Genomic DNA, 22,541 nt, shown 5'->3' on the forward strand with positions numbered 1-22,541 from the left:
CCTGCCCATGTTGACTGCACGCCTCCCCACCGCCGCCGTCTCCAGCCCTGCGCGAACGCCGGCTCGCCCTCAGCCCTGAGCCGCGCCGCCGGCGCATTTCCGATACGGGCCCCGGCCAGGGGCCTTAGCGACGACCTCAGTGCCCCTGTTCGATCAGCGCACACGCCCCTGAAGGGCGCGGCGCCCGGGCAGGCACCGACAACAACAAGAACCGGAGACAACGATGGCGACTTCCTCCAGCTCCCAAGCCAAGAAAGCCACCGCCAGTGGCTGGATCGGCTCGGCCCTCGAGTACTACGACTTCTTCATCTACGCCCAGGCCGCTGCGCTGATCTTCCCGCAGCTGTTCTTCCCCTCTTCCGACCCGAAGATGGCCATAGTCGCGTCGCTGGCGACCTACGGCGTGGGCTACCTGGCCCGCCCGATCGGCGCCTTCTTCCTCGGCCACTGGGGCGATACCCGCGGGCGCAAGAACGTACTGCTGCTGTGCATGTTCATGATGGGCCTGTCGACCATGGCCGTGGGCCTGCTGCCGACCTACCACGACGTCGGCTTCCTCGCCCCGGCGCTGCTGGTGGTGCTGCGCCTGGTGCAGGGCTTCGCCGTGGCCGGGGAAATCTCCGGAGCCAGCTCGATGATCCTCGAACACGCGCCCTTCGGCCGCCGCGGCTACTTCGCCAGCTATACCCTGCAGGGCGTGCAGGCCGGCCAGGTGATGGCCGCCGCGGTGTTCCTGCCGCTGGCCTACTTCATGCCCAACGACGCCTTCAACGCCTGGGGCTGGCGGATTCCCTTCCTGCTCAGCGCCGTGGTGCTGATCGCCGGCCTGATCATCCGCCGCGAAGTCCACGAGACCCCGGCCTTCGTCAATGAGGAAGCCAAGCAGCAGGTGGCCAAGTCGCCGATCGCCGAAGCCTTCCGCAACAGCTGGAAGCAGATGCTGCTGGTGATGGTCATGTCGCTGATGAACGTGATCCCGGTGGTGGCCACCATCTTCGGCGCGGCCTACGCGGTGCAGCCGGCCTACGGCATCGGCTTCGACAAGAGCGTGTACCTGTGGATCCCGGTGGTGGGCAACATAGTCGCGGTGCTGGCCATTCCCTTCGTCGGCAACCTCTCCGACCGCATCGGCCGCCGTCCGACGCTGATCTTTGGCGCCCTGGGCTCGGGCCTGCTCGCCTTCGGCTACCTGTACGCCATCAGCATCCAGAACGTGCCGCTGGCCTTCCTCATGTCGCTGCTGATGTGGGGCCTGGTGTACCAGGGCTACAACGCGGTGTTCCCGTCCTTCTACCCGGAGCTGTTCCAGACCCGCTACCGCGTCTCGGCCATGGCCATCGCGCAGAACATCGGCACCATGCTCACCGCCATGCTGCCGGCGCTGTTCGCCGCCGTCGCCCCGCCCGGCTCGGACAACGTCCCGATGGTGATCGGCAGCCTGGCCTTCCTCATCACCTGCCTGTGCGCCTTCGCCGCCTACCTGGCCCCGGAAACCCACCGCCTGCCGATGGAAGACCTGGGAAAGCCTGACGCCAAGCCGCTGGAAAAAGCCGCCTACGACAGCGCGCGGCAGAACAGCCTGCGGGTGGCGAGCCACTGAACAGGTAATGCCCGAGCATGAAAAAAGGCCCCGTGAGGGGCCTTTTTCGTGGGGCGGCGTCAGGCGACATGCACTGCCCGCACCTGGATTTCCACCCCCAGGGTACGGCGCAGGGCATCGAAGATCGCCGCCAGGTTGTCCATGCCCGGATTACCCGAGGCCGACAGCATGCGGTGCAGGCTTTTGCTCGGCCGTTCCGTCTCCAGCGCCAGGCGCTCGAAGCCCAGGGTGGCGTTGACCAGATCGCGGAGGATCAGGCGCGCGGCGTCCGGCTCGCCGTTGAGGAACAGCGAGGCGGCCTCGTCGAGCAGCGCGGTGGCGAATGCCGGTTCGCGCTGCACCCGCGCGACGACGGTCTGTTTGAAATCCCTGGTCAGTACCATTGGAATCACCCTCTCATCTGCGGCCCGAACCGGGCCTTCTTGCGTTGCTTGTACTCGGCGTGCAGCACCTTCGCCTTGCGGATATCCGCCGCCTGGCCGGCCTTGCTGCCACCACCGAACAGCACGATGAGCGCCTCGCCGTCCCTCGCCAGGTAGATCCGGTAGCCCGGGCCCCAGTCGATGCGGTATTCGCCGATGCCATCGAACCATTTGACATTGGAGGTGTTGCCCACCGCCATGCGCACCTTGGCGGTGGCAACCTTGGCCGCCGCCTGGAAATGCAGGGAGTCGAACCACTCCTGATAGGGGCAGGACGCGTCTTCCCGGACATACTCGACCACCTCTATGGCCGCCATAGTAACCTCCTCGTTACCATTTACCAATAGGCCTCAGACGAGGCGAGTGCTGCTTCGGGAATGGAATCCCCCTCACCGGCGTCTGTGCGAGGGGAAGAAAGTACGGTTACCGGGCGCCTGCCCGGGGTGCGCTGCTGCACACCTGGCTATCACCCTGGAGAAGAAACGGAAGTTGCCTACATCGCGAGAGCCCAGGTCCGACGCCCCGCAGCGGAAAATCGCGGACAGAGTCCGCGATCGGATTCACCGGCCCGCCGGACGCATCGGTGGCACGGCCAACGGCGGATAACCGCGAACGGTTATGCACCCTACGCTCCAGGAGTATCAGGATGACTCCAGACTTCCCGGCGGCTCAGGACAGCCCCCTCTCCCTCCGGGAGAGGGTTGGGGTGAGGGGCTCTTGAACCCGGCACCGACGCCACCGTGAAACTCCATTCGCGAGCAAGCTCGCTCCTACACCACCCCTCACCCCCGCCGCTGCATCCAGGCCGCCGCCAGCCCGCTCAGGCAGATCACAGCAATGCCCACCAAAGCACTGGCGCTCGGCACGTGGCTGAAGACCAGCCAGCCGATCAGCCCGGCGAAGACGATCTGGCAATAGCCGAAGGGCGCCAGCAGCGCCGGGGCGGCATGGCGGAAGGCCTGGGTGAGGAACAGGTGGGCAGACATGCCGCAGGTGCCCAGGGCGAGCATCAGCAGCGCGTGACCGAGGCTCGGGGTGTGCCAGACGAAGGGCACCATCGCAGTGGTCAGCGCGGTGTTCAGCAGGCCGGCGAAGAAGTTGCTGGTGGTCGGGCTGTCCACCGCCGCCAGCTTGCGCGTCAGCAGCTGGTAGAAGCAGAAGCACAGCGCCGAACCCAGCGGCAGCAACACCGCCGGGGTGAACAGTTCGCCGCCGGGATGGACGATCGCCAGCACCCCGGCGAAGCCCAGGCTCACCGCGGCCCATTGCCCGGCGCTGACCTTCTCGTGCAGCAGCGGCACCGACAGCGCGGTGACCATCAGCGGTGCGAGGAAATTGACCGCCGTGGCCTCCGCCAGGGGGATGTACTGCAGGCCGGTGGTGAACAGCAGGCTGGTGCCCAGCAGGCACAGCGCGCGCAGGGTCTGCAGCCCCGGCCGGCGGGTGCGCAGCACGCGCAGGCCCGACTGCGGCAGGAAGATGCCGGCCATCAGCAGCGTGTGCACCACGTAGCGGGCCCAGACCACCAGCAGGATCGGGTAGAAGCCGGAGAGGTACTTGGACAGGGCGTCGTGGGTGGAGAACAGCGAGGTGGCCAGCACCACCAGAAGGATGCCCTTCAGGGGCTGGCTGCTGCCGGACAACGCGGAGGCGGCGGTCATCGGGTTTCCCGTGGTTTACAAAGCAAGGCGCCCGGCAGTGTGCCGGGCGAACGGGTGGATGGGAATGGCGCAGTTGCCGGCATCAGAGCCGGGCGAGCACCGTGCGTGCCTTGTCCAGCGCCAGGCTGGCCCGCTCCAGGGCGCTGACGCCCTGCTCCAGCAACTGCCGGGTGGGGATTTCCAGGCTCAGCGGCACGCTCGCCGGCAAGGTCCGCAACAGACCCGCCAGGTCGCAGTCGCCATCGCCGGGGAAGCGCCGCTCGTTGCGCGCCTGGCGGAGGATTTCCTGCATGTCGTCCGGGCGTGGGCCGGCCACGTCGCACAACTGGGCATAGCGCATGCGCGAGGCCGGCAGCTGCGCCAGATCCTGCAAGGATGAGCCGGAACGGTCGAAGTGGAAGGCGTCGACCAGCACGCAGCCGTTGTCGCGCCCGGCGTTGCGCACCACGCGCCAGGCCGTGGCCAGGTCGGGGGCGTCGGTCCAGGGCATGAACTCCAGGTGCGGATGAATGCCGTAGCCCTCGGCCAATTCGCACAACTCGGCGAAGCGTTCGGTCATGCGCGCCTCATCCGCGTCGTTGCCGGCCACCAGCAGCTCCGTGCCGCCGAACTCGGCGCCGACGGCGAGGATGGGCTCGAAGTCGGCCACGCGGGTCTCCGGCTTCAGGCGCAGGATTTCCAGGTCCAGCACGCGGATGCCGGTGTCGCGCAGGCGCGCCTGGGTCTGCCGGCGCAGCTCGGCATCGGCCACCAGCGGGAAGTGGTGCTCCTCGGCGGTGGCCGGCACCAGGCGCAGGCCGACGTGGCTGTAGCCGGCGCGGGCGGCGACCTCGACCATGTCCGGCGGCGACAGTTCGAGGACAGTCAGAGCGGCGAGGGAGAAGATTCGGTCGGTCATGGGTATCGGTATCCGGTTCACAGGTGAATTGTAGGAGCGCCCCCTGGGCGCGAATCGCGTGGCTTGCAGGCCGCGCCAAGGCGCTTTTCCTTTTCGTAGGAGCGAGCTTGCTCGCGAACGGTATTCACCGGCAGCCCAGGTGTCAGGTTCAAGAGCGCCCTCTCCCCAACCCTCTCCCGCAAGCGGGAGAGGGGGCTGTCCGGCATGGACGGGAAGCTCGGCGTCAACTTGTAGGATGGGTTGAGCTTGCGATACCCATGCGGTCGTGGTGATGGGTATCGCTTCGCTCCACCCATCCTACGGTGGCCCCTCTCCCGTACGGGTTCATTCACTCAACCCGCGCCGGCGCACACGCCCGGCCGCTGGCGGCGGCCTCGCGGATGGCCTCGATCAGCGCCAGGGTGCGGCCGCCGTCCACGGCGTCGGTCAGCGGCTGCTCCTCGCCATGCACCACACGCACAAAATGCTCCAGTTGCCGGCGCAGCGCCTCGCCCGGGGTGAAGGGCTCGCTGCTGCGCAGCAACGGCTGGTGCCAGCCGGCGCCCGGCTGCGCGTAGTGCCAGCGCTGCAACTGCGGGATGCTCAGCGCACCCTCGGTGCCGGCCAGCAGGTAGCAGGGCTGGTCGACCTGACGCGGGTAGACCGGGCTCTCGCCGGAATCCAGCTCCCAGCTCCAGGGCGCGGCCACGCCGTCGGAGCCGGTCAGGCTGCCAAGGGCGCCGTTCTCGAACTGCAGGAGGATGGCCGCGCTGTCCTCGTTGACCAGGCCGCGCACCGCGTTGCCGGTGAAGGCCTGCACCTGCGCCACCTCGCCGCACAGGTAGCGCAGCAGGTCGAGGTCGTGGATCAGGTTGGTGAGCAGGAAGCCGGCGCCCGGCTCGCGGCGCCAGGGCACTTCGAAGTAGCTGTCGGGCTTCTGCAGCTGCCACAGCGCGGTGACGTTGACCAGCCGGCCCAGGTCGCCCGCGGCCAGGATTTCCCGCGCCTTGCCGATCAGCGGGTTGTGCCGGCGGTGATGGCCGACCAGCACCGGCACGCCGCTGCCCCGGCTCGCCTCCACCAGCTCGCGCACTTCGTCCAGGTGCACGCCCACCGGCTTCTCCAGCAGCACCGGCACGCCGGCGGCCAGGCAGTCCAGGGCGGTGGTCACGTGCAGGTTGTTGGGGTTGGCGATGATCGCCGCCTGCGGTTGCGCCGCTTCCAGCATGCGCCGGTGGTCGGCGTAGTACGGCACCCCGCACTCGGCGGCGAACCCGGCCGCGCCAGGGCCCGGGTCGGCCACCGCGCAGAGTTGCAGGGCGGGCACCTGGAGCAGGTGCTGGTGATGCTGGCGGCCCATGATGCCGGCGCCGATCAGGGCAATGCGCAAGGGAGCGGTCACGCGGGATTCCTCTTCTGCTTGTTGTGCTGGAGCCTCGCTGCACGGGGCTCCATGGAATGGCATGAGCAAATTTAGAACTCGGTTCCATTTTTACTCAAGCGCAATGCGACAAGCAGCGGGCGATTATCGACCGCCGTTACATCCGGGCAGGCGCAAGCGGCCCTCCTCCGCGGGAGGAAGGCCAGCAAGCAAGGGGGAATCAGGCGAAGAGGTCGGAAGCCTGGCTGGCGGCGGACAGCTCGGCGCTGGCGGCCAGCAGCAGAGGCGCCAGTTCATGCAGGCGCGCTTCCGGCAGGCGCACGCTGGGCCCGGCAATGCTCAGCACGCCGATCGCCCGGCGGTCCACCGGGCTGTGCACCACGGCGGCCAGGGCCGAGGTGCCGAGCGCCGAGGTTTCTTCGACCCAGGCGTAGCCACGCTCGCGGGCACGGCGCAGGTAGCCGAGCAGTTCGTCCTCGCTGCGCGGCGCGCGCGGGCCGAAGTTGGCGGGGTCGCCCACGCCCTGCCGGCGCACCAGTTCCAGGGCCTGGGCGTCGTCCAGGCTGGCCAGCCAGGCGTGCCCGGAGGCGGTGTAGAACAGCGGCGCGTCGCGGCCCATGTCCGGGTCATAGCGCAGCCCCGAGCGGGCGCCCTGGGACTTGGCGATCCAGGTCTGGCGGCTGCCGTCGATCACCCCCAGGCGCACCAGTTCGCCGCTGTCCTGGGCCAGGCGGTCGAGGATCGGCTGGACGATGTCGGCACCGCTGCAGGACAGGTAGCGGAAGCCCAGCGCCACCAGCTTGGTGGACAGCTGGTAGCGGGCGTTCTCCGGGTTCTGCCGCACGTAGCCCAGGCGGATCAGCTCGGCGAGCATGCGGTGGGTGGCGCTCTTGGGTATCTCCAGGCGCTCGGCGAGGGTCTGCATCGGCAAGCCGCGCGGCTCGCTGGTGAGGCTTTCGAGAAGGCTGAAGGCACGTTCGATCTGGCTACCGGCCATGGGCGTCGTCCACTACGAGGATCGGCGGATTCTAATGAGATCGACCGGGCCGGGGAACCGCCGGGCTGGATCGGATGCCTTCGCTAAATGTTCGAACCGGTTAATTAATGTTCGCTATTCGCACAAGAAGCGTTTTCGCCGATTGTCCGCCGTCCGCCGCCCTTCCACTATCGAGCCGTACCGAAACACCCGGCAGCGCCTGCTGCCCTCGGACGCGAACACCCTCGAACAATTACAAGAAGGTCCAGAGCCATGCCACACAGCACACGCCCCTCTTTCGATCCGCGAACGCCGGGCCACCCGGCCGCCTAGCGCCGCGCTTCCCGGCGCCCCGCCGCGCCGCACAAGCCTCTCCCACAACAATGACTCCAGAGAGATCGTCATGGGCTACCCCTGCATCCGTCGTTTTCCCCGTTACCTGCCCGCCGCCCTGGCCCTGGCCGGTACCACCCTGCCCGCCTTCGCCGACGGCTTCCTCGAAGACGCCAAGTCGAGCCTGACGCTGCGCAACTTCTACATGAACCGCAACTACCTGGGCGACACCGCCCAGGGCAAGGCCGAGGAGTGGACGCAGAACTTCATCCTCGACTTCAAGTCCGGCTTCACCCAGGGCACCGTCGGCCTGGGCCTGGACATGCTCGGCCTGTACAGCGTCAAGCTCGATGGCGGCAAGGGCACCGCCGGCACCCAGTTGCTGCCGGTGCACGACGATGGCCGCCCGGCCGACGACTTCGGCCGCCTGGCGGTGGCCGGCAAGGCGCGCATTTCCAAGACCGAGCTGAAGGTCGGCGAATGGGCGCCGGCACTGCCGATCCTGCGTTCCGACGACGGCCGTTCGCTGACGCAGACCTTCCAGGGCGCGCAGGTGACCTCGAAGGAACTCGCCGGGCTGACTCTCTACGGCGGCCAGTTCCGCCAGAACAGCCCGCGCAACGACGCCAGCATGGAGGACATGAGCCTGTTCAACCGCACGGCCTACACCTCCGACCGCTTCGACTTCGTCGGCGGCGAATACCGCTTCAACGGCGAGCGCACCCTGGTCGGCCTGTGGAACGCCGAGCTGAAGGACATCTACCAGCAGCAATACCTGCAAGTGCAGCACTTCCAGCCGGTGGGCGACTGGGTGCTGGGTGCCAACCTCGGCTACTTCTGGGGCAAGGAAGACGGCAGCGCCCGCGCCGGCGACCTGGACAACCGCACCGCCTCCGGGCTGTTCTCCGCCAAGTACGGCGCCGGCACCTTCTACCTGGGCCTGCAGAAGATCATGGGCGACGACGAGTGGTTCCGCGTCAACGGCGCCAGCGGCGGCACCCTGGCCAACGACAGCTACAACTCCAGCTACGAGAACGCCAAGGAGCGCTCCTGGCAGCTGCGCTACGACTACGACTTCGCCGGCCTCGGCCTCCCCGGCCTGACCCTGATGAACCGCTACATCCACGGCAGCAACGTGTACAACGCCAGCACCGATGACGGCATCGAATGGGGCCGCGAGAGCGAGCTGGCCTACACCGTGCAGTCCGGGCCGCTGAAGACGCTGAACCTGAAGTGGCGCAACTCGACCATGCGCCGCGACTGGGGAAGGACCAACAGCTTCGACGAGAACCGGTTGATCGTGAGTTATCCGCTGGATCTGTTGTAACGCCCGAACCGGGCGCTTTTCGTAGGATCGAGGGGGGACGCCTGGTTCCTGCTCGCGAATGAGCCCCGCAGCGGAGTCTGTTCGCGAGCAAGCTCGCTCCTACAATGCGCCCACCTGTAGGAGCGGGCCCTGCCCGCGATTCGCGCGCAGGGCGCGCTCCTACAGGGGCATGGTTGTGCGCCGGAAACCGCGGTTATCGCGGACGGAATCCGCTCCTACGCTGGACCCACTTTCGAACCCACGTTCAAGTAGGAGCAACTGTCTTGCCGACTCCGTCAGGGTGCGCCTCAACGGATGGGTTGAGCCTTGGCGAAACCCATGCGGTGGCGGCGATGGGTATCGCTTCGCTCAACCCATCCTACGGGGCTGCCTTGCCTGCCACGCCGTGGGGCTCTTCGTAGGAGCGGGCCCTGCCCGCGATTCGCGCGCAGGGCGCGCTCCTACATTTATTGGCGCGCCATGGCTGATGCAGCGTAGGAATCGCGGATGGAATCCGCTCCTACGGGGGCGTCCTGGAGCCTTGCGTGACCGGGGTCTCGAACAGGCGCTCCATGGTCGAATCCGCGGCGCGCCGGGGATCAAGGTCAAACGGCGGATAACCGCGAACGGTTATCCGCCCTACGGTTGAGTTCGACCGTAGCGGGCCGGGCCTCGCCCTACCCGGCCTCAAGGCTGTAGCCCACGCCGTATACCGAGCGGATGGGATCGTGCCCCGGGGCCACCGCCGCCAGTTTGCGTCGCAGGTTCTTCACGTGGCTGTCGACAGTGCGGTCGGCGACCACGCGGTGGTCCTGGTAGATGTGGTTCATCAACTGGTCGCGGGACAGCACCTGGCCGGGGCGTGCGGCCAGGGCGGCGAGCATGCGGAACTCCACCGGGGTGAGGTCCAGCGCCACGCCCAGGTAGCGCGCCTGGAAGGCCTGCGGGTCCAGTTCCAGGCCCAGGCTCGGCGCCTGGGCGCCGCTGCGGCGCAGCACGGCCTTGACCCGCGCCACCAGTTCGCGGGGGGAGAAGGGTTTGCAGATGTAGTCGTCGGCGCCCAGTTCCAGGCCCAGCAGGCGGTCGATCTCCTCGACCCGCGCGGTCATCATGATCAGCGGCATGCGGCTGAAGCCGCGCAGCTCGCGGCAGATGTCCAGGCCGTCGCGGCCGGGCAGCATCAGGTCGAGCAGCAGCAGGTCGTAGGTCTTGCCGCGCAGCGCCGGGATCACCGCGTTGCCGTCGGCGAGGTGTTCCACCTGGTAGCCGGCGACGCGCAGGTAGTCGCCCACCAGCGCGGCCAGCTTGGGTTCGTCTTCCACCAGCAGGATGTCGCCCTGGCTCATGGCGCGTCTCCGGCCTGCGGCAGTTCCAGCGTCATCAGCAACCCTCCCATGCTCGATGCCCGGGCGCTCAGGCGGCCGCCGTGCACCTCGGCGATGCCGCGGCAGATCGCCAGGCCCAGGCCGGTGCCGCCGCTGGCGCGGTTGCGCGAGCGCTCGGCGCGGTAGAAGCGCTCGAACAGGCGCTCCAGCGCCGCCGGGTCGACGCCCGGCGCGGAATCCTCGCACTGTACCAGCACCCGTTCGCCCTCGCGCAGCGCGCGCAGCACGGTGCGGCCGCCGGGGTCGGTGTAGCGCCGGCTGTTCTCCAGCAGGTTGTGCAGCAGTTGGCCCAGGCGCGACTCGTCGCCCAGCACCCACAGCGGCTCGTCGGGTAGCTCTACGTCCAGGGCCAGGCCGCGTTCGGCGAAGCCGGCGCGGAAGGCGTCGGCCACCACCGGCAGCAGCACCCGCAGGTCGATGCGCTCGCGGCGGTAGGTGGGCCCGCCGACCTCGGCCAGGGACAGGTCGAAGAGGTCGTCCACCAGCTTGGCCAGGGCCCCCACCTCGGCCTGCAGCGAGCGCAGGGCGGCGCCGTCCAGGGGGCGGATGCCGTCCTCCATGGCCTCCAGCTCGGCGCGCATCACCGCCAGCGGGGTGCGTAGCTCGTGGGAGATATCGGCCATGAAGTCGCGGCGCAGGCGTTCGTTGCTGGCCAGGGTGGCGGCCATGCGGTTGAAGTCGGCGGCCAGCTGGCCGGCCTCGTCGGCCGAGCGCACCGGCAGTTGGATGGCGTAGTCGCCGGCGGCCAGGCGATGGGTGGCCCCGGCCACCTGGCGGATCGGCCGCAGCAGGCTGCGGGTGAGCCACCAGGCGATCACCGCCGTGGCCAGCAGGCAGGCCAGGCCGATGAGCAGGCTGGAGCGCAGCTGGTTGAGCTGGAAGCGCCGGTCGCCGACGCTGGTCACCGACTGCAGCGGCGCCAGGGCCATCCAGCCGACCACCTGGCCCTGGTGGCGGATCGGCCGCAGGACCATCTCCCGCGGCGGCGCCTGGTAGCCGATGATCAGGCGCTGCGCCTCGTCCAGCAGAGCGAAGCGGACGAAGGCGCCGGTGAGGTCGGAGACGGTCAGCAGGCTGGGGTCGAAGTCGCGGTCCTGGGTCGCCGCGTCGGGGCGCAGCATGTCGAACCACTGTTCGTGGTCGCGGCGGATGAAGTCCCAGCTGCCGTGGGTGGCGAAGGCCCGCTCGGCGCGCGGGACGATGAGTTCCATGCGCTCCTCGGCCTGCTGGTTGAGGTAGCCGAGGAAGCCGTACCTGAGGCTCAGGTAGGCGGCGAAGACCATGCCCAGCACGGCGAAGGCGCAGACCGCCAGCATGGCCAGGAAGAATTTGCTGGAGAGGCTGATTTTCATGGCACCGCCGGGCTCTGTCGGGATGCCGCCATTGAAGCGCGGCCCCCGCGGCCCTTCAAGGCGCGGCGGGCAATCTCCCAGATTTCTGCACATTGCCTGCACATTCGCCGAGCACCCTTGACGCTGAATCCAACCCAGGATCGGAGTCCCGGATGCCCCCCCTCGCCCCCCCGCTTTCCTCGCTGGCCCGCGCCCTGTTGCTGGGCGCCGGCCTGCTCGCCCTGGGCGGCTGCCTCGACGACGAGGCGGCCGCGCCGCAAGCCGACCTGCAGGAGGTCGGCATCTACCAGGTGCGCAGCGCGCCCCAGGCGCTCAGCCTCACCCTCCCCGGCCGCGCCAGCGCGCACCTGGTGGCGGAGATCCGCCCGCAGGTCGGCGGCATCATCCAGCGGCGGCTGTTCGAGGAAGGCCAGATGGTGAAGGCCGGCCAGGCGCTGTACCAGATCGACGCGCAGCCCTACGAGGCCGCCCTGGCCCAGGCCGAGGCCAGCGTCACTTCCGCCCGCGCCACCCTGAAGGCGGCCGAACTCAAGGCCCGGCGCGACGCCCAGCTGGTGAAGATCGACGCCATCAGCGCGGAGGACAACGAGAGCGCCCAGGCCGCGCTGCTGGAGGCCCGCGCCAGCCTGCAGTCGGCCCAGGCGGCGCTGAAGACGGCGCGCATCAACCTGGGCTACACGCGGATCGACGCGCCGATCTCCGGGCGCACGGCCACCTCCTCGGTCACCGCCGGCGCGCTGGTCACCGCCGAGCAGACCACCGCCCTGACCACCGTGCAGCAGTTGGACCCGATCTACGTCGACTTCACCCAGCCCAGCACCACCCTGCTGCGCCTCAAGCGCGAGCTGGCCGAGGGCAAGCTCGCCCCCGCCGAGGCGCAGGACGCCACGCGCATCAGCCTGCAGCTGGAGGACGGCAGCGCCTACGCCCACGAGGGCACCCTGACCTTCAACGGCGTGAGCGTCGACGAGAGCACCGGCAGCGTGACCCTGCGCGCCCTGGTGCCCAACCCCGAGGGCCTGCTGCTGCCGGGTATGTACCTGAAGGCGACGCTGGCCGAGGGCGTGCAGCCGGACGCCATCCTGGTGCCGCAGCAGGGCGTGGCCCGCAACGAGCGCGGCCAGGCCACCGCCCTTGTGGTGGTCGACGGCAAGGTCGAGCAGCGCCAGCTGAGCCTGGCCCGCGCGGTGGGCAACCGCTGGTGGGTCGACAAGGGCCTGGCGGACGGCGACCAACTGATCGTCCAGGGCGCGCAGAAGGTCCGCGTCGGCCAGCAGGTCAAGACCCTGGACGCGCAGCTGACCGCGCAGAACGACGCGCGCGACTGAGGACCCGCCATGGCACGCTTCTTCATCGACCGGCCCATCTTCGCCTGGGTGCTCGCCATCCTGGTGATGCTCGGCGGCACCCTGGCCATCTTCCAGCTGCCGCTGGCCCAGTACCCCAGCATCGCGCCGCCGCAGATCCGCCTCAGCGCCACCTACACCGGCGCCTCGGCCAAGACCATGGAAGACTCGGTGACCCAGGTCATCGAGCAGCAGATGACCGGCCTGGACGGCCTCACCTACATGTCCTCCAGCAGCAGCTCGGCGGGCAGCGCCAGCATCACCCTGACCTTCGACGCCGGCACCGACATCAACACCGCGCAGATGCAGGTGCAGACCAAGCTGGAGCAGGCCAAGGCGCGGCTGCCCGACGAGGTGCAGCAGCAGGGCATCGAGATCCGCAATTCCTCCAGCGACTTCCTGATCATCCTCTCGCTGGTCTCGGACAACCCCGAGGTCGGCGCCACCGACATCAGCGACTTCATCGCCAGCACCCTGTACGACCAGGTCAGCCGCGTCAGCGGTGTCGGCGAGGTGACCACCCTGGGCTCCAGCTACGCCATGCGCATCTGGCTGGACCCGGACAAGCTCAAGCAGTACTCGCTGATGCCCTCGGACATCAGCAGCGCCCTGCAGGCGCAGAACGTCGACACCTCCGCCGGCCAGCTCGGCGCCCTGCCGGCGCGCCCGGGGCAGCAGCTCAACGCCAGCATCAATGCGCGCAGCAAGCTCAAGACCGCGGCGCAGTTCCGCGAGGTGGTGCTCAAGTACGCCAGCAACGGCGCCGTGGTCACCCTCGGCGACGTGGCGCGGGTGGAGCTGGGCAGCGAGAGCTACGACGTGGTCGCCGAGCACGGCGGGCGCCCCTCCGGCGGCCTGGCCATCAGCCTGGCCACCGGCGCCAACGCCCTGGACGTGGCCGAGGCGGTGCAGGCCAAGGTGGCCGAGCTGCAGCAGTTCTTCCCCAGCCGGCTGCAGCTGCGCGCCGAGGTAGCCTACAACACCGCGCCCTTCGTGAAGATTTCCATCGAGGAGGTGGTCAAGACGCTGTTCGAGGCCATCGCCCTGGTGGTGCTGATCATGTACCTATTCCTGCAGAACCTGCGCGCCACGCTGATCCCGGCGATCGCCGTGCCGGTGGTGCTGCTGGGCACCTTCGGCGTGCTGGCGCTGATGGGCTACTCGATCAACACCCTGACCATGTTCGCCATGGTCCTGGCCATCGGCCTGCTGGTGGACGACGCCATCGTGGTGGTGGAGAACGTCGAGCGGATCATCGCCGAGCGCGGCCTGTCGCCACGGGAGGCCACGCGCGAGTCGATGGGCGAGATCAGCGGCGCGCTGGTGGGCATCGCCGTGGTGCTCTCGGCGGTGTTCGTGCCCATGGCCTTCTTCGGCGGCTCCACCGGGGTGATCTACCGGCAGTTCTCGGTGACCATGGTCGCCGCCATGACGCTGTCGGTGCTGGTGGCCATGACCCTCACCCCGGCGCTGTGCGCCACCCTGCTCAAGCCCGGCCACGGCCAGCCGCGGCACGGCTTCTTCGGCTGGTTCAACCGCAACTTCGAGGCCGGCTCGCGGCGCTACCAGCGCGGCGTCGGCAACCTACTGGCGCGGCCCGTGCGCGCGCTGGCGGTCTACGCGCTGGTGCTGGCCGGCGTCGGGCTGATGTTCCACAAGCTGCCCACCGCGTTCCTCCCCGAGGAGGACCAGGGCATGCTGATGATGCAGATGACCCTGCCGGTGGGCGGCACCGACGAGCGCCTGCAGGCGGTCACCCGCCAGGTGACGGACTACCTGCTGCAGCAGCCGGAGGTGGACACGGTGCTCACCGTGCGCGGCCTGGGCAACGGCGGCAACGCGCAGAACAGCGGCCGCGGCTTCATCAAGCTCAAGGACTGGAGCCAGCGCCAGGGCGAGGCGCACAGCGCCGCGGCGGTGGCGCGGCGGGCCAACCGGGCGCTGGCCGGGATCATCGATGCCGACGTCTTCGTCATCGCCCCGCCGGCCATCCAGGGCCTGGGCGAAAGCTCCGGCTTCGACGTCGAGCTGCAGGACCTCGCCGGCCTCGGCCACGCCGAGCTGCTGGCGGCGCGCAACCGCTTCATCGAACTGGCCCGCCAGGACCCGCGCCTGGCCAACGTGCGCGCCCAGGGCCTGGAAGACACCCCGCAGCTGGACCTGCACATCGACGACCGCAAGGCCGGCGCGCTGGGTGTGGCCGCCAGCGACATCAACGACACCCTGAGCGTGGCCCTGGGCGGCAGCTACGTGAACGACTTCCTCGACGCCGGGCGGGTGAAGAAGGTCTACCTGCAGGGCGACGCCGACAAGCGCATGCAGGCCGAGGACATCGGCGACTGGTACGTGCGCAACGACCAGGATGCCATGGTGCCGCTGGCCACCTTCGTCAGCACCGGCTGGAGCACCGCCTCGCCGCTGCTGGAGCGCTACAACGGCTTCGGCGCCTACGAGATCGTCGGCGAGCCGGCCGCCGGCGTCAGCTCCGGCGACGCCATGGCCGCGGTGCAGGCGATCATGGCGCAGCTGCCCGAGGGCATCGGCTACGCCTGGACCGGGCAGTCCTACCAGGAACGCCTGGCCGGCAACCAGGCGCCGCTGCTCTACGCCATTTCCATCCTCTTCGTGTTCCTTTGCCTGGCGGCGCTCTACGAGAGCTGGTCGGTGCCCTTCGCGGTGATGCTGGTGGTGCCCCTGGGCATCCTCGGCGCCCTGGCCCTGACCGGCCTGCGCGGGCTGTCCAACGACGTCTACTTCCAGGTCGGCCTGCTGACCACCGTGGGCCTGGCGGCGAAGAACGCCATCCTCATCGTCGAGTTCGCCAAGGAAGGCTACGACCGCGGCCAGGACCTGCTCGCCGCGACACTGGAAGCGGTGCGCATCCGCCTGCGCCCGGTGCTGATGACCTCGCTGGCCTTCATGCTCGGCGTGCTGCCCCTGGCGCTGAGCCAGGGCGCCGGCGCCGGCGGGCGCCAGGCGATCGGCACCGGCGTGCTCGGCGGCATGCTCGCGGCGACCCTGCTGGGCCTGTTCTTCATTCCCCTGTTCTACGTGCTGGTGCAGCGCCTGGTTGCGCGCCGTGCCCCGGCCACCGTCGAAGGAGACGCCTGATGCGCACCTCCCCTCTTCCCTTGCTGCTGGCTTTGCTGCTGGGCGGCTGCGTCAACCTGGCGCCGGACTACCAGCGCCCCGCCGCGCCGGTGGCGGCGCAATGGCCCGGCGCCGCGCCGGCCGGCGCCAGCCAGGCCGACGTCGACTGGCGCGAGTTCTTCGTCGACGCCCGCCTGCGCGACACCGTGGCCCGCGCCCTGGCCAACAACCGCGACCTGCGGGTGGCGGCGCTGAACGTCGAGTACCAGCGCGCGCAGTACCGCATCCAGCGCGCCGAGCTGTTCCCGGCGGTCTCGGCCAGCGCCGAGGACACCCGCCAGCGCGCCCTCTCCGACGGCACCACGGCGGTCAGCAGCCAGTACAGCGTCGGCCTGGGCGTGAGCAGCTACGAGCTGGACCTGTTCGGCCGCCTGCGCAACCTCAAGGACGCCGCCCTGGAGGACTACCTGGCCCTGGAGCAGACCCGCCGCAGCACGCAGATCAGCCTGGTGGCCGAGGTGGCCAGCGCCTGGATGACCCTGGCCGCCGACCAGCAGTTGCTCAAGCTGGCCCGCGATACCCACGCCAGCCAGCAGAAGACCTACGAGCTGGTGCAGCGCAGCCACGGCCTGGGCGGCGAGTCCGGGCTGAGCCTGGCGCAGGCGCGCAGCACGGTGGAATCGGCGCGCGCCGAGGCGGCCAGCTACGCCAGCCAGGTCGAGCAGGACCGCAACGCCCTGGAACTGCTGGTGGGCGAACGCCTGGACGCCAGCCTGCTGCCGGGCGACACCGGCCTGGACGCCGCGCTGCTGGTGACGGTGCCGGCGGGCCTGCCGTCGAGCCTGCTGCAACGCCGCCCCGACGTGCTCGCCGCCGAGCACACGCTCAAGGCGGCCAACGCCGACATAGGCGCGGCGCGCGCGGCCTTCTTCCCCAGCGTGAGCCTGACCGCCAGCGGCGGCAGCGCCAGCGGCGAGCTGTCCGGGCTGTTCAAGTCCGGCAGCCGCGCCTGGAGCTTCGCCCCCTCGATCAGCCTGCCGATCTTCGACGCCGGCAGCAACCAGGCCGGCCTGGACGCCGCGAAGATCACCCGCGACATCGACGTGGCCAACTACGAGAAGGCCCTGCAGACCGCCTTCAGCGAAGTGGCCGACGCCCTTTCCGTGCGCAGCCACATCAACGAGCGCCTGGACGCCCAGCGCGAACTGACGGCGGCCACCGACAAGAGCTACGACCTGTCGCTGGCGCTGTACAAGCAGGGTTCGGACAGCTTCCTGGAAGTGCTGGACGCGCAGCGCTCGCTGTACTCCGCGCAGCAGACGCTGATCAGCCTGGAGCTGGCCGAGCAGGTCAACCGCGTCACCCTCTACAAAGTACTAGGCGGCGGTTGGCAAGGCTAACGCTTAGAACAGCCGCGGCAACTCGATACGCACCAGCAGCCCGCCGCCCTCGGCGGGCTCGGCGGCGATCCGCCCGTGATGCAGCTGCACCGCGCGGCTGGCGATAGCCAGGCCCAGGCCGAAGCCGTCGGGGCCGGCGTCGGGGCCGCGCTCGAAGGGTTCGAAGATGCGCCCCAGGCGGCTCTCGTCGACGCCCGGGCCGTGGTCGCTGATGCACACCACCAGGCGTTCGCCACCCTCCACCAGGCTCGCGCCCACGCGCACCTCGGTGCCCGCCGCGGTGTAGCGCACGGCGTTGCGGATGACGTTCTCGAAGGCCCGGTAGAGCAGTTCCTCGTGGGCGCGGCCGAGGAACGGCTGCTTGGCTACAAGGCGCACCTGGCAGCCCTTGCCCGCCGCTTCGAAGCGGGCGTCCTCGACTATCTGCGCCAGCAGCTCGACGACGTCCAGCAGGCGGTATTCGCCGCTGTCCTGGCGCGACTGGGCCCGCGCCAGGGTGAGCAGTTGCTCGATCAGCTCGTCCATGCGCCGCGACTCGCGCTCGATGCGCTCCAGCATGCCGGGCTGCCCCGGCGCCTGCCGCAGCAGGCCGATGGCGGCGCTCATCCGCGTCAGCGGCGAACGCAGCTCGTGGGAGATGTCGTGCAGCAGGTGCTGCTGCGCCTCCACCAGCGCCTTGAGCTGCCCGGCCATGCGGTCGCAGTCCTCGGCCAGGTCGACGATCTCGTCGCGGCGCCGCCCCAGGCGCGGCTTGACGCGCACCTCGAAGCGGCCCTGGGCGACCTGGCCCATGGCCTGGCGCAACCAGACCAGCGGCCGCGCCAGGTACTGGCTGAGCAGCAGGGCGAAGAGCGCGCTCATCAGCATGCCGGTGAACAACGGGCCCAGGCTGCGCGGCGGCGGCGCCTGGTCGGGGGTGGTGGCGGCCGAGGCGCGCAGCAGCAGGCGATGGCCGTCCTGGCTGGTGACCGCCTGCTCGAAGCGCACCTGGGCCACGGCGCGCCCGGCCAATAGCGCGCCCTGGGCGTCGTAGAGGCCGACCTGGACGTCCGGCTGCTGCGGCGACACCTCCAGCAGCTGGCGCCCCGCCGCCTCGCCGAAGCGTTGCAGCAGGCGCACCTCGGTGGCCAGCAGCGAGCGCAGCGCCGGGGTGTCGCCGCGCAGCTCGTCGAACATGAAGGCGCCGGCGCCCACCAGGAAGGTCAGGCTGTTGGCCAGCCAGAAGGCCAGGAACAGCTTCCAGAACAGCCGCCCGCGCTTCATTCGACGATCAGCAGGTAGCCCATGCCACGCACGCTCTGGATCCAGCTGCTGCCGTCGGCGCGCGGGCCGAGCTTCTGGCGGATGCTGCTGACGTGCACGTCGATGCGCCGGTCGTAGCGGGTCAGCGGGCGGCCCAGGGCGTCCAGCGACAGGTCCTGCTTGCTGACCAGTTGCCCGGCCCGGCGCACCAGCACCTCCAGCAGGCTGAACTCGGTGCCGGTCAGCTCCAGCGGCTGGCCGTGCCACAACGCCTGGCGCTTGCCGGGCCAGAGCGCCAGGGCGCCGCTGCCGATGGCCTCCGGCGCGTTGCCGAGCGGCACCTGGGGCTGCACCCGGCGCAGGATGGCGCGCAGCCGCGCGACCAGCTCGCCGGGCGAGCTGGGCTTGGGCACGTAGTCGTCGGCGCCCAGCTCCAGGCCGGCGATGCGGTCGATGTTGTCGCCCCGCGCGGTCAGCAGCAGGACCGGCACCTGGCTACGCGCGCGGATGCGCCGCAGCACTTCGATGCCGGACAGGCCCGGCAGCATCACGTCCAGCACCACCAGGGCGTAGGCACCACCCAGGGCCTCGGCCTCGCCTTCCTCGCCGGTGCCCACGGCGGTGGCCTGGAAACCCTCGCGGGCCAGGTACTGGCTGAGCATCTCGGTGAGTTCGCGGTCATCGTCGACCAGCAGTACGGGAATCATGCAGGGCACGCGGTTCAAGGCCTGGAGGGCGCAATGATCCCTTCCGCGGGGCCGCCCTGTCACCGCCGCATGGGCAAACTTTACACATCTTTACCCTGGGTTAACCGCGCCGAACACAGCCCGCTCTTATCCTCATCGGCCGCCAGCCCGGGCCGGGCGGCAGCGCCCGGACGATCGCCGTGCGAACCGTCCGCGCCCCCTGCCACCGCCTGTCTGGAAGTCACGATGCGCCCTACCCGCCTGCTGTTCCCGATCCTGCTGTTCAACGCCGCCCTGGCCCACGCCGCAGGCTTCAAGATCGCCGACATCCGCGTCAACGGCCTGCAGCGCGTCTCCGCCGGCAGCGTGTTCGCCGCCCTGCCGCTGAACGTCGGCGACCAGGCCGACGACCACGCCCTGGTGGAAGCCTCGCGCTCGCTGTTCCGTACCGGTTTCTTCCAGGACATCCACCTCGGCCGCGACGGCAGCGTGCTGGTCATCGACGTGGTCGAGCGCCCGTCCATCTCCGGCATCGAGATCGAAGGCAACAAGGCCATCAGCACCGAGGACCTGATGAAGGGCCTCAAGCAGTCGGGCCTGGCCGAAGGCGAAATCTTCCAGCGCGCCACCCTCGAAGGCGTGCGCAACGAACTGCAGCGCCAGTACGTGGCCCAGGGCCGCTACTCGGCCACCATCGAAACCCAGGTCACTCCGCAGCCGCGCAACCGCGTGGCGCTGAAGATCACCGTCAACGAAGGCACCGTGGCGGCCATCGCCCACGTCAACGTGGTCGGCAACACCGTGTTCTCCGACGAGGACCTGACCGGCCTCTTCGAGCTGAAGGAAAGCAACTGGCTGTCCTTCTTCAAGAACGACGACAAGTATTCCCGCGAGAAGCTCTCCGGCGACCTGGAACGCCTGCGCTCCTACTACCTGGACCGCGGTTATATCCACATGGATATCGCCTCCACCCAGGTGTCCATCACGCCGGACAAGAAACACGTCTACATCACCGTCAACATCAACGAGGGTGAGAAGTACAAGGTCCGCGAAGTGAAGCTGACCGGCGACCTCAAGGTGCCGGAAGAGGAAATCAGGAAGCTGATGCTGGTCGAGCCGGGCCAGGTGTTCTCGCGCAAGGTGATGACCTCCACCTCCGACCTGATCACCCGCCGCCTGGGCAACGAGGGTTACACCTTCGCCAACGTCAACGGCGTGCCCGAGGCCCACGACGACGACAAGACCGTGTCCATCACCTACGGGGTCGACCCGGGCAAGCGCGCCTACGTCAACCGCATCAACTTCCGCGGCAACACCAAGACCGAAGACCAGGTGCTGCGCCGCGAGATGCGCCAGATGGAAGGCGGCTGGGCCAGCACCTACCTGATCGACCAGTCCAAGCAGCGCCTGGAGCGCCTGGGCTACTTCAAGACGGTCAACGTCGAGACCCCGGCGGTGCCCGGCACCGACGACCAGGTGGACGTCAACTACAGCGTCGAGGAACAGGCCTCCGGCTCGCTCAGCGCCAGCGTCGGCTTCTCCCAGAGCGCCGGGCTGATCCTCGGCGGCTCCATCAGCCAGAGCAACTTCCTCGGCACCGGCAACTACACCAGCATCGGCCTGACCCGCTCGGAGTACCAGACCAAGTACAACTTCGGCTTCACCAACCCCTACTTCACCACCGACGGCGTGAGCCTGGGCTACAACCTGTTCTACAGCAGCACCGACTACAGCAAGTACTACGACGACGATGACGAGGTGTCGTACTACTCCCTCGACAGCTTCGGCGCCGGCGTCAGCGTCGGCTACCCGATCAGCGAGACCTCGCGCCTGACCTACGGCCTGACCCTGCAGCACGACGCCATCAGCCCCGGCACCTACAGCGCCGACGAGATCTACGACTTCATCGCGCGCGAGGGCAAGAGCTTCAACAACCTCAAGGCCTCCATCGGCTGGTCCGAATCCACCCTGAACAAGGGCGTGCTGGCCACCCGCGGGTATTCCCAGAGCCTGACGCTGATGGCCACGGTGCCCGGCAGCGACCTGTCGTTCTACAAGCTCGACTACAGCGCCCAGCGCTTCGTCCCGGTCACCGACCGCACCGCCTTGCGCCTGCACACCAGCCTGGGCTACGGCAACGGCTACGGCTCCACCGACGGCCTGCCCTTCTACGAGAACTACACCGCCGGCGGCCTGGGCTCGGTGCGCGGCTTCAAGGACGGCACCCTGGGCCCGCGCAGCACCCCGGCCACCGGCAACTACTCCAGCGCCGGCCAGGCCTACTACTCCGACCGCGACGCCGAGGTGTTCGGCGGCAACATCCTCATCGCCGGCGGCGTCGAGTACCTGTTCCCGCTGCCCTTCGTCAAGGACCAGAGCCAGCTGCGCAGCACGCTGTTCTGGGATGCCGGCAGCGTCTTCGCCGACAAGTGCTACCTGTCCACCACCCAGGGCTGCGGCAACGTCAGCCTCGACCAGATGGCCATGTCTGTGGGCGTCGGCCTGACCTGGTACAGCCCGCTGGGCCCGCTGAGCTTCAGCCTGGCGACGCCGCTGAAGAAGCCCGACGGCGCCGAGACCGAGGTGTTCCAGTTCTCCCTCGGGCAGACCTTCTGAGGCACGCAATTACCCGCCTTTACCCCGGCTTAACCCAAGTTCACAGTCGCCTTCCCTATGCTGGCGGCACCTGTTCCGGCGGCCGCCCCGGCCGCCGCCCTGCCACTCAGAACCCGGGACGACCATGGGCCAGACCGACCCCACCGCGCTGCTGGAAGAAGTGCCGCAGCAACTGCTGCACGACGTGCAGCGGCAACTGGCGCGCATCCTCGGCGCGCACTTCACCGCCACCCTCGCCGGTAGCGGCGGGGGCAAAGGCGCCAGCCACTACCACCTGGCCATCCGCCACGCGCCCAGCGGCCTGTCGGTGGAACACCAGGGCACGGTGGCGCCGCCCTTCATCGAGGAGCTGTTCGCCCTCGCCTGGCGCATGAAGGCCATGCTCGAATCCGCCGAACTGCAACGCCTGGACAAACCCGGTCCGGTGCGCCGCCTGGCGTGGATCAGCGAACTGGTCTGCCCGGTAGAGCTGCAGAAGGTAGCCGCCAGCCTCTACCCCTCGGCCCGGGTGCTGTTGCCCCGGGGCTGAGCGACAGCGAAACCCATCACCACAACCGCACGGGCGGGCACGGCTTCTCGTAGGCGCGAGCTTGCTCGCGAACGGTGCTTACCGGCGACAGCGGTGTTTCGGGTTGACCCCGCCCCCTCACCCCAGCCCTCTCCCGGAGGGAGAGGGGGCCGTCCGGCGCGAGGGGGAAATTCGGCGTCAACCTGTAGGAGCGGGCAGGCACGGCTTCTCGTAGGCGCGAGCTTGCTCGCGAACGGTGCTTACCGGCGACAGCGGTGTTTCGGGTTGACCCCGCCCCCCCCCCCCCCCCCCCCCCCCCCCCGGGGGGGGGGGGGCCGGGGCGGGGGGGGGGAGGGGGGG

At 69.3% G+C, this 22,541-nt stretch carries 17 protein-coding genes; 7 read left to right on the forward strand and 10 right to left on the reverse strand.

What is annotated here, in order from left to right:
* The first annotated feature begins 223 nt into the window (after window positions 1-223).
* On the forward strand, window positions 224-1,600 hold the full coding sequence (locus FG99_RS19345; protein WP_043271887.1) for an MFS transporter: 1,377 nt from the start codon (window positions 224-226) through the stop codon (window positions 1,598-1,600).
* A gap of 59 nt (window positions 1,601-1,659) precedes the next feature.
* On the opposite strand, the gene FG99_RS19350 is transcribed toward FG99_RS19345, so the two are convergent.
* The 6 genes from FG99_RS19350 to FG99_RS19375 form a co-directional block, all read right to left on the reverse strand.
* Window positions 1,660-1,983 carry a helix-turn-helix domain-containing transcriptional regulator gene (locus FG99_RS19350; protein WP_043271888.1) on the reverse strand — a complete coding sequence of 108 codons (324 nt, stop codon included), beginning with the start codon at window positions 1,981-1,983 and terminating at the stop codon, window positions 1,660-1,662.
* Window positions 1,984-1,988: 5 nt separating this feature from the next.
* Window positions 1,989-2,339, reverse strand: a complete 351-nt coding sequence (locus FG99_RS19355; protein ID WP_043271889.1) for a type II toxin-antitoxin system RelE/ParE family toxin — start codon at window positions 2,337-2,339, stop codon at window positions 1,989-1,991.
* Window positions 2,340-2,804: 465 nt separating this feature from the next.
* Complete coding sequence (locus FG99_RS19360) at window positions 2,805-3,683, reverse strand: DMT family transporter (RefSeq protein ID WP_009622878.1); 879 nt, start codon at window positions 3,681-3,683, stop codon at window positions 2,805-2,807.
* An 82-nt stretch (window positions 3,684-3,765) separates the two neighbouring features.
* Entirely contained in the window at window positions 3,766-4,581 is an 816-nt protein-coding gene (locus tag FG99_RS19365; protein ID WP_043271890.1) for a sugar phosphate isomerase/epimerase family protein, read from the reverse strand.
* A gap of 328 nt (window positions 4,582-4,909) precedes the next feature.
* On the reverse strand, window positions 4,910-5,962 hold the full coding sequence (locus tag FG99_RS19370; protein WP_043271891.1) for a Gfo/Idh/MocA family protein: 1,053 nt from the start codon (window positions 5,960-5,962) through the stop codon (window positions 4,910-4,912).
* Between the two features lie 199 nt (window positions 5,963-6,161).
* A complete protein-coding gene (locus tag FG99_RS19375; protein ID WP_043271892.1) occupies window positions 6,162-6,938 on the reverse strand; it encodes an IclR family transcriptional regulator in 777 nt (258 codons plus the stop codon).
* A gap of 382 nt (window positions 6,939-7,320) precedes the next feature.
* Here FG99_RS19375 and FG99_RS19380 point away from each other — a divergent pair, with 382 nt between their 5' ends.
* Window positions 7,321-8,577, forward strand: coding sequence for an OprD family porin (locus tag FG99_RS19380; RefSeq protein ID WP_043271893.1), 1,257 nt, complete (start codon window positions 7,321-7,323; stop codon window positions 8,575-8,577).
* 656 nt (window positions 8,578-9,233) lie between these two features.
* Here FG99_RS19380 and FG99_RS19385 read toward each other — a convergent pair.
* Window positions 9,234-9,902: a response regulator gene (locus tag FG99_RS19385; RefSeq protein WP_043271894.1), complete on the reverse strand. Its 669-nt coding sequence runs from the start codon at window positions 9,900-9,902 to the stop codon at window positions 9,234-9,236.
* Window positions 9,899-11,293, reverse strand: a complete 1,395-nt coding sequence (locus tag FG99_RS19390) for an ATP-binding protein (RefSeq protein WP_043271895.1) — start codon at window positions 11,291-11,293, stop codon at window positions 9,899-9,901. Before FG99_RS19390 ends, FG99_RS19385 begins: the two co-directional genes overlap by 4 nt.
* Window positions 11,294-11,445: 152 nt before the next feature.
* Here FG99_RS19390 and FG99_RS19395 point away from each other — a divergent pair, with 152 nt between their 5' ends.
* Genes FG99_RS19395 through FG99_RS19405 form a run of 3 tightly spaced genes read left to right on the forward strand, consistent with a single transcriptional unit; the run spans window position 11,446 to window position 17,129 of the window.
* Window positions 11,446-12,621 (forward strand): efflux RND transporter periplasmic adaptor subunit, encoded by a 1,176-nt coding sequence (locus FG99_RS19395; RefSeq protein WP_043271896.1) that lies wholly within the window; start codon window positions 11,446-11,448, stop codon window positions 12,619-12,621.
* A gap of 9 nt (window positions 12,622-12,630) precedes the next feature.
* Window positions 12,631-15,750 (forward strand): efflux RND transporter permease subunit, encoded by a 3,120-nt coding sequence (locus tag FG99_RS19400; protein ID WP_043271897.1) that lies wholly within the window; start codon window positions 12,631-12,633, stop codon window positions 15,748-15,750.
* Window positions 15,750-17,129 carry an efflux transporter outer membrane subunit gene (locus FG99_RS19405; protein WP_043271898.1) on the forward strand — a complete coding sequence of 460 codons (1,380 nt, stop codon included), beginning with the start codon at window positions 15,750-15,752 and terminating at the stop codon, window positions 17,127-17,129. The genes FG99_RS19400 and FG99_RS19405 overlap by 1 nt, the downstream gene beginning before the upstream one ends.
* Window positions 17,130-17,132: 3 nt before the next feature.
* Here FG99_RS19405 and FG99_RS19410 read toward each other — a convergent pair whose 3' ends face one another.
* Both FG99_RS19410 and FG99_RS19415 read right to left on the reverse strand, forming a co-directional pair.
* Window positions 17,133-18,392, reverse strand: a complete 1,260-nt coding sequence (locus FG99_RS19410; protein ID WP_043271899.1) for a HAMP domain-containing sensor histidine kinase — start codon at window positions 18,390-18,392, stop codon at window positions 17,133-17,135.
* Window positions 18,389-19,078 (reverse strand): response regulator transcription factor, encoded by a 690-nt coding sequence (locus tag FG99_RS19415; protein ID WP_043271900.1) that lies wholly within the window; start codon window positions 19,076-19,078, stop codon window positions 18,389-18,391. The genes FG99_RS19410 and FG99_RS19415 overlap by 4 nt, the downstream gene beginning before the upstream one ends.
* A 225-nt stretch (window positions 19,079-19,303) precedes the next feature.
* Here FG99_RS19415 and bamA point away from each other — a divergent pair, with 225 nt between their 5' ends.
* Window positions 19,304-21,673, forward strand: a complete 2,370-nt coding sequence (gene bamA, locus FG99_RS19420) for an outer membrane protein assembly factor BamA (RefSeq protein WP_043271901.1) — start codon at window positions 19,304-19,306, stop codon at window positions 21,671-21,673.
* 124 nt (window positions 21,674-21,797) lie between these two features.
* Window positions 21,798-22,202: a hypothetical protein gene (locus FG99_RS19425; RefSeq protein WP_051879074.1), complete on the forward strand. Its 405-nt coding sequence runs from the start codon at window positions 21,798-21,800 to the stop codon at window positions 22,200-22,202.
* The last annotated feature ends 339 nt before the right edge of the window (window positions 22,203-22,541 follow it).

Origin of the sequence: Pseudomonas sp. AAC (genome assembly GCF_000725445.1) — a bacterium.
GTDB classification, from domain to species: Bacteria; Pseudomonadota; Gammaproteobacteria; order Pseudomonadales; family Pseudomonadaceae; genus Pseudomonas; species Pseudomonas citronellolis.